This window comes from bacterium (assembly GCA_040753555.1).
Taxonomy (GTDB): domain Bacteria; phylum UBA9089; class UBA9088; order UBA9088; family UBA9088; genus JBFLYE01.
The window spans coordinates 16,954-27,399 of the sequence record JBFMDZ010000012.1; the positions used below are offsets into that span (position 1 = coordinate 16,954).

A 10,446-nucleotide genomic window follows, 5' to 3' on the forward strand; every position below is an offset into this window, starting at 1 on the left:
AATAAATGGCTAGACTTAAAAACCAATTTTTATTGGGTATATTTATAATAAGCTTAACAACAGAGGGTTTTGCTACATCATTTATTGGCCATATTGTGCCAAGGGCAAGCCATCCAAACAAAGCAATAGAAATAAAGGCAAGCATTGTTGATGATGTAGAAGTAACAGGGGCCAATGTTTATTATCGCAAAGGAACGGAGGGGTTATTCAGCTCAATCCCTATGTCACTTCTAGATGGAACATCCTCTATCTATTCTGCCACAATTCCTGCAGATGGTGTAACCTTTGAGGGAATCCAATACTACATTGAGGCAAAAGATAGTGAAGGGATAAGATATGACCCACCCCTTGGTTTAAGCTCACCTTATCAGATTGATGTATCAAAAATATTCTTCAAGCCCAATGGCCCTTCTATTGTTGCCTATATCTGGGCAATGGTTATGGACCCTAAAAACAATAATGTCCTATATCTTTCCGCAGATTATGGATATTATAAGAGCATTGATGCTGGCAGAACCTGGAAGGCAATTGGTGCTGCGGTAAAGGATGGTAAGGAAAATACCGCCCATGGTGCAGGACCAGCCCTTGCGCTTGACCCATCAACACCTACTACAGTCTATGTTGCACCTCTGGCAGATTGTGGCGGCGATGAACCAGCAGGTCGTGGTATATATAAAAGCACTGACGGAGGAAATAATTTTATAAATATAGGATTGCCTGGGAATCAGATTTATGGAATAACCCCTGATAGAGCCAATCCTGGCAGGTTGTATGTCTGTAGAAGTGAAGGTAGATTTGCGAGTGGGATATTAAGATATGGGTCTTTATGGAGGAGTGATAACAGTGGCGAGACATTCTACGAGTTAGATGTTATCAAACAAGCAATAGACCCTGCTATGAGTGTCATAACCATTGACCCAACATCTCAGGGGAAGGTTTTATATGGAGGCACCTGGGGTTTTGGTATCTATAAATCAGAGGATGGTGGTATTACCTGGAAGGCTATAAATAATGGTCTGCCTTTTATGGCCCGCATCTTACCTAAGGGTATAACAGTTAATCCAGCTACATCAACTATAGTATATGCTTTAGAGATGGATAATGGTGTATATAGAAGTATGGACGGTGGTCAGAGCTGGACACAAATAAATAGCGGCTTAAATCCTTTGCCATCCTACTTCCCTCAAGCTGACCGTAATGGTTCGCAACTTGTTGTTGATCCAAACGATCCATTAACACTATACCTTCCTACCAGGAATGGTGCTTACAAGAGTATAGATAATGGTGATAATTGGGTTGAAAAAAACAATGCTGATATTGTAGAGGATTTTCTTCCCTCTAGCTGGTATCTTGGCGGAAATTCAATGGTTATTGACCATAAAAATCCAGATACAGTCTATTATGGCTGTGAAGGTGGGATATTTAAAAGCACAAACAAAGGAGAATACTGGACAAAAACAAATAGAGGTCTGCATTGTGTCTTTGCTTGGACAATTACTCCTGGCACATCAGCAGGCTATGTTTATTTAGGAACAGCTGAACAAAGGTTATATAAGACAACAGATTATGGTCAAACCTGGCGACAAATACCCGGACAAGCTCCCAATACAATAGGATATCCTTATGCCTACCTAGGAATGGCTGGCCCTCTTGTTATAAACCCTTCTACTCCCACTACTATTTATGCAGCAGGTAGCAATGGCTGGGGATTCGGTTTTGACGGTTACACAATCTACAAAAGTATAGACGATGGAAATAACTGGGTTAAAAAAGCTAAGGGATTGCCACCACCAGAAGGGAAAGAGGATGACGATGTGCGCTGGTATGCAGTGGCAATAGACCCGGTTAACCCTGATATTCTTTATTGTGGTGGAGGTTGTGACCAGAAAGAGTTTGGCATATACAAAACGACAAATGCAGGAGAGGATTGGTTTCAAACAAGTAAGACGACAGGAAGATTCTGGAACATAAAGATTGACCCTAAAAATCCAAATGTAATCTATGCGGCTAGTGCCTATGGACCTGATGGTGAGTATGGCTTATGGAAATCAACCAATGCTGGTGAAGGAACCTGGACACAGAGCCTTTCAGGAAAAAGCGTGCGAGATATTGCCATTCACCCGTTAAATACCAGCATTTTATATGCGGCTACCCTTGATGGGCTTTACAAAACTACAGATGCTGGACAAACATGGACACTGATAGCGCCTGGACGCCCTATCTCAATAGAGATTGACCCTTTTGTTCCAGATGTCCTCTATGCTGAAAATTGGGAAGCAGATAACTTTGTCGCAATGTATAGAAGCCCTGACAATGGATGCACCTGGCAAATAATCAAAGACACCCAATATGGGGCAAATATGAGTGGGTCTCCACTCTTAAAAATAGACGCATTAAAGATTGACCCTAATATCCCGAATAAAGTCTATTTCTGCACCTGGGGTGAAGGCTTTTGGCAAAGCGAGGTGCAACCGGGAACGCATACTGCCTTTGGTGTATACACACCACCGCAGGCGGTTCAGGGCAAACCATTCAAAGCACATATTGTTGCTTTAGATAGCGATAAATTTACAACTACTGATTACAGTGGAATAGTTACCCTTTCTGTTGACAAAGGGAATATTTCTCCAAGTATAGTAAGCAATTTTGTAAATGGAGTCGCTACCCTATCCATTACATTAGATACCGCAGAAACGATAACCATTACTGTAAAAGATAGCCAAAATCAAGATAAAATAGGGACAAAGACAATATTTATCTTGCCATCATCCAATTCCCTCCCATTTATTGGCCATATTGTGCCAAGGGCAAGCCATCCAAACAAAGCAATAGAAATAAAGGCAAGCATTGTTGATGATGTAGAAGTAACAGGGGCCAATGTTTATTATCGCAAAGGAACGGAGGGGTTATTCAGCTCAATCCCTATGTCACTTGTAGATGGAACATCCTCTATCTATTCTGCCACAATTCCTGCAAATGATGTAATATTTCCTGGAATCCAATATTACATTGAGGCAAGGGATAATGAAGGGATAAGGTATGACCCTTTAAATTATGCTGATGAACCTTACTTAATTAAGGTATCAAAGGCTGTTGTAAAACCCATTGGTCCTTATATGGGTTATGCCTGGACACTGGCAATTAACCCAAAAAATCCAAATGTTATCTATATATTAGCAGATTATGGAATATGGAAGAGTATTGACAAAGGAAGGAGTTGGAGGGAGGTGGGTGGAAGGGTTTTTCAAGCCTGCGGTGCTACTGCCATTGCCATTAGCCCATCAACACCAACCACCTTGTATATTGCTGGAGTATACAAAGACTTCGGCATCTGCAAGAGTGAAGATGGAGGAAATAGTTGGAAAAAAATCGGACTTAAAGACTGGTATATTTATGGCATAGCTGTTGACCCTTATAACCCGGATGTAGTCTATGCAGGAATAAGTAGTAATAAATACATCTTTGACAACCCTAATACTACAGGAGGCATCTTTAAAAGCACAGATGGCGGGAAGACTTGGGGAAGTTTAATAGAGGTTAATAGCGATAAAACTCCAATTACTACAATAGCCATCAACCCGGTCTCTACAAATACCCTGTATGCAGGAAGTTGGGGAAAGGGGGTCTATAAGTCTACTGATGGCGGTATAACCTGGGATTCTGTTGATACAGGTGTGAGCTATCTATATGTTATCCCAAGGGGGATAACCATAAATCCTGTCTCTTATGATACCGTTTATCTATTAGTCCAATCTCAGTATAATGGGGGGAATTATAATATCCTTCGGACTAAGGATGGTGGTAATACATGGGAAGCTATAAATGCTGGGCTTTCCCCGTATGGGTTTTATTGTGCTGGTAGATTTGGAACAAACTTAGCCGTTGACCCTAATCACCCTAATAGACTTTACCTTGGTCAAAATGGTGGTATATATAAAAGCACAAACAATGGAGATTGGTGGTTCATAATCAGCACTGATGTTAAAGCTGAGCCACTCATTCCTCGTTACCTACTTACAAGTCTCACCTCACTGGCAGTGAACCCAAAGGATTCAGACAATGTCTATGCCTCAAGTGCGGGCGGATTTTTTAGAAGTGAAAATGCTGGTGGAAGTTGGACGCAATCAAATCAGGGGTTTCAGAATATCTGGTCTCACAGAATTGAAATTGACCCAAAGGATTCAAAAAATATTTATGTTGGAACAGGAGAAATCAGGGGATATAAGACAGAAAATAGCGGCGAAACCTGGAAACAATTACATAATAACTTACAAATTCTACCCGATTGGGATTATAATGACCAAATGAATATTGATAGGATTGTTATTGACCCAAAAGAGCCAACCACTATCTATGCGGCATTGTATGGGGGCGATTGGGAGACTATTAAGCAGGGGGTCTTATGCAAAAGCATAGATTCTGGCAATACCTGGGGGACAAAAACCAATGGGCTTCCAGAAAAGGTAGGAATACGAGGATTAGCTATTGCCCCTGGCAACCCCTCTATTCTCTATGCTGGTATTGATTATCCAAATGGAATTTACAAATCTATTGATGGTGCGGAAAGCTGGAGCTATAGTGGTCTATCAGGCAATCAAGCCTGGCAGATAGCGATTGACCCGAAAGACCCAAATATAGTCTATGCTGGTATTGATGAAGGTGAGATTGGCGTATTTAAGTCAACAGATGGAGGAGGAACCTGGACAAAGGTTTTAAATAAAATAGTCCGTGATATTGCTATAGACTTTAGGGATACCAACATAATATATGTCGCCTGTGATGAGGATGGTGGATTATGGAAGAGTGAAAATGGAGGAAAAAGTTGGAATAAAATAAGAGATGGATATTTTAGTGCCGTAGTTTTAGACCCAAGAACATCAGATGTAGTTTATGCGGAAAGCTGGAATGGAAAAATAGATATAATAAGGAGCGTAGACAGAGGAGAAAATTGGAAGGTATTTATTCCACAAACAGAGGCTGTATCTCCATTATGCTTAAAGCGAGGAAGCCTGAAATTAGACCAGACCACTCCCAATAGGCTTTATTTTACTACCTGGGGTGTTGGTTCGTTCATTTGCGAGGCAATCCCTGGAGAACTTGACCACTTTAAGGTTTATACTCCGGCAACCGCCACTGTTAGCACACCATTTGAACTTGAGGTAATTGCATTAGATGAAGATAGTTGGATAAAGACTGACTATCAAAACACAGTAAAACTCTCTGTTGACAAAGGGAATATTTCTCCAACTGAAGTAAGCAATTTTGTAAATGGGATTGCTACCCTATCCATTACATTAGATACACCCTGCACTATAACCATTACAGCAAAGGATAAAGATAAACTTGGAACAGCCACCATATTTATAGAAGGCCCTTATGTTACCATAAAAAAGGAGGTAAGGAATATAACCCGTAACACAGGTTACGAGGAAAACATAGATGGTATTGCTGGCGACAGGCTTGAATACAGGCTTGTCTTAACCAATACAGGGAATAAAACAGCCAATTTTGTTGTTGTGATAGATGTCCTGCCAGATGGGGTTGTTTATGAGGCAAATTCAATCAAGATTGATGATAAATCTCAAACAGACGAATGTGATAGTGATAAGGCTAATTTTATATCCAATACAATCACAATTGGTAAGGATAAAGGTGAAACCACAGGCAATGGGGAAGAGATTAGTATCCCTCCCTCTGGCACAGTAACCATTCTTTACCAAGTGAGGATAAAAAAATGAATATGTGTAAAAAGAAGGCACAAACTGAGTAAGGGCACAAAGTTTTAATGGTTTTGAATTTTGAGTTTTTTGAGGGTATAATTATGTAATAAAAGGAGAAAGATATGAACTGGAGAGAAAGAATAACAACAGACCCATTTGTATGCCATGGGAGGGCTTGTATTAAAGGAACTCGCATAATGGTGTCAGTTATATTGGATAACTTAGCAGAAGGTATAGATGAAAATGAAATTTTAAAAAGTTATCCCTCAATTAGTCCTGAAGATATTAGAGCCGCTATAGCTTATGCAGCGGAGCTATCTAGCGAAAGACTAGTATCTGTAGCATAGCAAATGCAGTTTAAGATAGATGAAAATCTACCAATTGAAGTTGCAAAGTTGCTTGTCAATGCTGGCTATGATGCAAAAACTGTAAAAGAGCAACAATTGCAAGGAGTAGAAGATTCTATTCTTGCAGAATTATGCAAAAGCGAACATCGTATTCTGGTAACATTAGATACAGATTTCTCAGACATCAGGGCATATCCACCAGAGGAATTCTCTGGCATTATTGTTCTACGGCTTAAAACCCAGGCAAAACATTATATCGTTAAGGTTATGAAGGGTATCATTCCCCTTATTGTTCGTGAACCTTTAAGACAGCATTTGTGGATTGTTGAAGAAATCAAGATTCGTATCCGTGGCAGAAATGATGAATAATACAGCATTGTCAAAAAGCTTGGAAAAATGCTCATTAAGAAATAGCAAAAAATGATACAGAAAACAGAAGAAAGGGAGGAGGGAAAACAGGGAGCAAAATCCAAAATTGACTCCTTCTACTCCCTTGTTCTGCATTCTATTAAGACAAGGAGGGTTAAAAAGGTGAATGGTTACAAAAAATTAATCTTTGTAAAAAGGAGGTGATAAAAAATGAAAAGGATAGGGGTATTTGCATTTCTGCTTCTTCTTCCCGTTGTTTCTTTTGGGACATCCACATTGACGAATGTAGCAGAGCTCTCTTATGAGGATGAAGGTAGCAACACATACACAGGTTCTGATACCGCCAAAATAGTGGTCTTGTCTCTGCCAAATGTATCCATCCAAAAGCTGGTTAAAAATATAACCAGGCAGGGAGCATTTCAGAATGAGGTAAACGGGGCAAGCGGTGATTTGCTTGAGTACCAAGTAACATTGCAGAATACAGGCGAAGACAATGCCAGATATGTAGTGGTTGAGGATGTGCTATCTGGAAGTCTAACCTTCCAGGAAAACAGCTATGGAACAGGAAAGGGGATTGAGGTAAGCACAGAAACAACAATTTCCTGCACCAATGCAAAGGATGGCGATATGGCAAACTTTAGTGACAGCAAAATCATTGTTGGCAAGAATAAGCAAGCTAACAATGGAAACACGGTTGAGCTAATTATTGCTCCTGAAAAAACAGCCATTATTCGCTATCAAGTGAAGATTAAGTGAAATGTTAAGGATATGTCTATGGTTAATCCTAGGAGGGGTCATTTTATGCCCTAAATGGGCACGAGCTTTCCTTGTTACAAACACAGCCTCTCTTACCTATACAAATTGTTCAGGGATGGATTTTTTAGCAAAGATGTCCACAGCCACATTAAGGCTGATTCCACAATCAGCAAAGATTATTAGACCTGGCACAGGAACTTCCTTATCGGGTGAGCTAGTGGTTGAGGTTTTGGAAAACCAGAGTTTTTCCTCAGTGGATTTTAGGTATCGTAAAGTTGGCACAACAACATGGACAGCCATCTCCACAGAAAGTTCCATTTTTTCCTCTATTTTTCTTACAATATGGGATACCCTTGCCCTTTCAGAGGGTCTTTATGAGCTTTCTGCTATCTCTAAGGATAATGATGGAATACCTGACCCATCACCCCCTGTCATTACACTTACCATAGACCATTTGAGCAATGACTATGTTGAGGGGATAGTAAAGAAAGGCACAGGCACAACCATAAGAAAGGGGAATAATATCTCTCTCTATTTACCTGAAGACACAGTAAATAGTGATACAGTCCTTAAGATTGCGAGGGCATATTGCCCTTCACCCCCATCTTCAAGCATCTTTGCTGGCATAGCTATTGATATTAGCCTTGAGAATGGCCAGAGCATTCTCAATAAGGAGATTACCCTAACCATAGAATATGAAGATAACGATAATGATGGAATAATTGACAATACCTCAATCCAGGAAAGCTCCCTCTCCATTTATGAGTATAAAAATGGCACCTGGGAAAAGCTTATAACCCAAGTAGATACCAATAATAACCTCTGTTTCGCAAAAACAGGAAACTTAAGCCTTTTTGCCTTATTGGCAAGCCTTCCTCCAAATTTAGATAATCTTTTGGTATTTCCAAATCCATTCAAGAAATATAATCATAAGGCTATTAGATTTGCCAACCTTCCCTTGAATAGCTCCATCAGCATATTTACTATTTCTGGTGAGCTTGTGATGATGAGGGAAAATGTAAGTAGCTCTTTTTCTTGGGATATAAGAAACAATAAAGGAGAGGAAGTAGCAGGAGGGGTCTATATTTGGGTTATTAGTGATGGAGGAAACAAGAAAAGAGGAAGGGTTGGGATTATTAAATAAGTCAATCTTACTATACTAAAACAAAATTGGATCTCAAGTATTAACATAACGCCTTTTTGTTATCATTTTCATTACCTCTCTCGCCAAATTTCATATAACGGCTTGCGGATAAAAGAAGTTGCCGAAGGCGGATTTGGGGGAACGAAGCTTCCTGCAAACACCGTGTTATCTGCCGTTGCAGGCATTTCCATTAATCTTCAAAAAGCACTTCATCTTTATCAAAGGCAAATATTGCTCTTTTGCATATAAACTTCATAAGGGCTATTCCCGTAAGATATTCCCCCTCCATTTCTATAATTTCTACTCCATTTAATTTTAGGCTATTAACCGTAATATCGCTAAGATATACACTTACAGGATGTTCTCTGCCTCCAGCTAAAATAGTTGTATCTTCACCAATATAATCTCTTTCAATAGATTGGATAATCTTTGTATCTAACACAATAAAACCTGAAAAACCAGTATCAGCTATAAAATCTAAAGAATGTATATTTTCAGCAGGAATTGAAGATGCAAGATGTAAGTTCCTATTATGAATATATCCTTTTACTTTAGGGAAATACCCTTGGTCAATATATCCTTCTAACTTGATGCTTTTAAGCACATGAACTGCCGGATAACCTATTTTTACAAAGAAAAATACTGCTTTAGGGTCATTTTTCATTCTTCTGCCTTCTTTTGAGGCTTCTGCAACACTTTTACCATAAGAAATCACTTCTCCTGTTTGTGGCTCTATAGCCGCAATATATCCCATCTTCTCTGAATCCTTAGAATTAACTAACCTTTTTATACTCTCTTTTGCTTTATTTGAAAGTTTTAATCGTTCCATTTTATATCACCACCTCTTCCTACCCGTAATGAGCAGATAACGGTCGTTGTGCGAAGTACCCGACATTCCATTATATTTGATATTCTAGGGTAAGACATTTCCAAGTTTTTCCAATATCTTTAAAATAAACATTTTCATTTTTTATTTCTACAAATCCTATTTTTTTATAACAGTTAATGGCAGCAATATTAAAATCAAAAACTCTTAAAGTTAATTTTTTAAGGTCCAAAATATCTTTAGAATATTTTACTAAATTCATTAACATCTCATAACCATAATTTTTATTTCGGTATTCTTTTCTTACTAATACTCTTCCAATTGCTGCGGTTTTATTTATAAAATTAATTTCCATTAATTGACAATGACCTATTGGGATATTTAATTTTTCATCGATTGCTTTAAATACAATATAATTTTTATCATTTAAGGTTTGTAATATCTGATTTTCATCTAATGGATATTTATATTTTGGACCAGCAAATTGAACTAAAAACTCAGCATCAGTATCTTTCAACCAGCTAATAAAACTTGGAATGTCTTTTGCAATGAATTTTTCTAATAAAACCATAAAACCTCGTCGGGTTTTTCGCACAACTTGTTTCCCCCAATTTTACTCTGGCTGAAAAATCAGAACACTCCTTATTATCCCACAAAAACAGAAAAAAATGCAAGAAAAAATTTTTCTTACAAATGCCTCAAGATGGAAGTAGCTGTTTTTGTATTCTTCGGTTTAAATGCCTTTTTGCCCTGTTGGCAGACCTTCCTTCAAATTTAGATAATCTTTTGGTATTTCCAAATCCATTCAAGAAATATAATCATAAGGCCAGAACTTCCCCAACTTTTTACAAATCTATATAAACAATAAGATAAAATGGATTATTGTTAAAAAAACAAAAAGAAAAGAAATATTTAAGAAAAATACCAAATCTGCCGATATTAAAGAAGGGGACGCCATCTTTTCTTTTCTTTTGAATAAACTTAGGCGTCCCTAAATATTTTGGAGGTGCTTTAAACAATATGAAGGTTAATAGATTTAGAACATTAGGAAAAAAGAAATTTCAATTAGGGAAACTTGAGAGAGAACTACAGGATAACCGTAAACAGCCTCAGATAGAGACAAAGGATATAGCAAGAGCCATCATAGAAATGGTTCCTTTTAATCAAAAGAGCCTATTGGAAGTCAGACTCCACTATTATTAGGAGTCTATCTGGTCTTGAAACAGACTGGGTTCGCCGGTATATATATCGGCAAATTTATAAATTAACTAAAGAGAAAAATTT

Annotated in this window: 9 protein-coding genes; 7 read left to right on the forward strand and 2 right to left on the reverse strand. The window is 38.3% G+C overall.

What is annotated here, in order from left to right:
* The first annotated feature begins 5 nt into the window (after window positions 1-5).
* The 6 genes from AB1630_02005 (at window position 6) to AB1630_02030 (ending at window position 8,336) form a co-directional block, all read left to right on the forward strand.
* On the forward strand, window positions 6-5,738 hold the full coding sequence (locus AB1630_02005; GenBank protein MEW6102585.1) for a hypothetical protein: 5,733 nt from the start codon (window positions 6-8) through the stop codon (window positions 5,736-5,738).
* A 104-nt stretch (window positions 5,739-5,842) separates the two neighbouring features.
* Window positions 5,843-6,067 carry a DUF433 domain-containing protein gene (locus tag AB1630_02010; GenBank protein MEW6102586.1) on the forward strand — a complete coding sequence of 75 codons (225 nt, stop codon included), beginning with the start codon at window positions 5,843-5,845 and terminating at the stop codon, window positions 6,065-6,067.
* A gap of 3 nt (window positions 6,068-6,070) precedes the next feature.
* Window positions 6,071-6,436, forward strand: a complete 366-nt coding sequence (locus AB1630_02015; protein MEW6102587.1) for a DUF5615 family PIN-like protein — start codon at window positions 6,071-6,073, stop codon at window positions 6,434-6,436.
* Window positions 6,437-6,487: 51 nt separating this feature from the next.
* Window positions 6,488-6,640, forward strand: a complete 153-nt coding sequence (locus AB1630_02020; GenBank protein ID MEW6102588.1) for a hypothetical protein — start codon at window positions 6,488-6,490, stop codon at window positions 6,638-6,640.
* A 6-nt stretch (window positions 6,641-6,646) separates the two neighbouring features.
* Entirely contained in the window at window positions 6,647-7,192 is a 546-nt protein-coding gene (locus AB1630_02025) for a hypothetical protein (protein MEW6102589.1), read from the forward strand.
* A gap of 1 nt (window position 7,193) precedes the next feature.
* Window positions 7,194-8,336: a T9SS type A sorting domain-containing protein gene (locus AB1630_02030; protein MEW6102590.1), complete on the forward strand. Its 1,143-nt coding sequence runs from the start codon at window positions 7,194-7,196 to the stop codon at window positions 8,334-8,336.
* A gap of 190 nt (window positions 8,337-8,526) precedes the next feature.
* Here the strand turns inward: AB1630_02030 and AB1630_02035 are convergent, their stop codons facing one another.
* Window positions 8,527-9,165, reverse strand: coding sequence for a hypothetical protein (locus AB1630_02035; protein MEW6102591.1), 639 nt, complete (start codon window positions 9,163-9,165; stop codon window positions 8,527-8,529).
* Window positions 9,166-9,235: 70 nt separating this feature from the next.
* The gene (locus tag AB1630_02040; protein ID MEW6102592.1) at window positions 9,236-9,733 is read right to left on the reverse strand and encodes a GNAT family protein; all 498 of its coding nucleotides are present in this window, start codon (window positions 9,731-9,733) and stop codon (window positions 9,236-9,238) included.
* Between the two features lie 449 nt (window positions 9,734-10,182).
* On the opposite strand from AB1630_02040, the gene AB1630_02045 reads away from it, so the two are divergent.
* Window positions 10,183-10,365 carry a hypothetical protein gene (locus AB1630_02045; protein ID MEW6102593.1) on the forward strand — a complete coding sequence of 61 codons (183 nt, stop codon included), beginning with the start codon at window positions 10,183-10,185 and terminating at the stop codon, window positions 10,363-10,365.
* The last annotated feature ends 81 nt before the right edge of the window (window positions 10,366-10,446 follow it).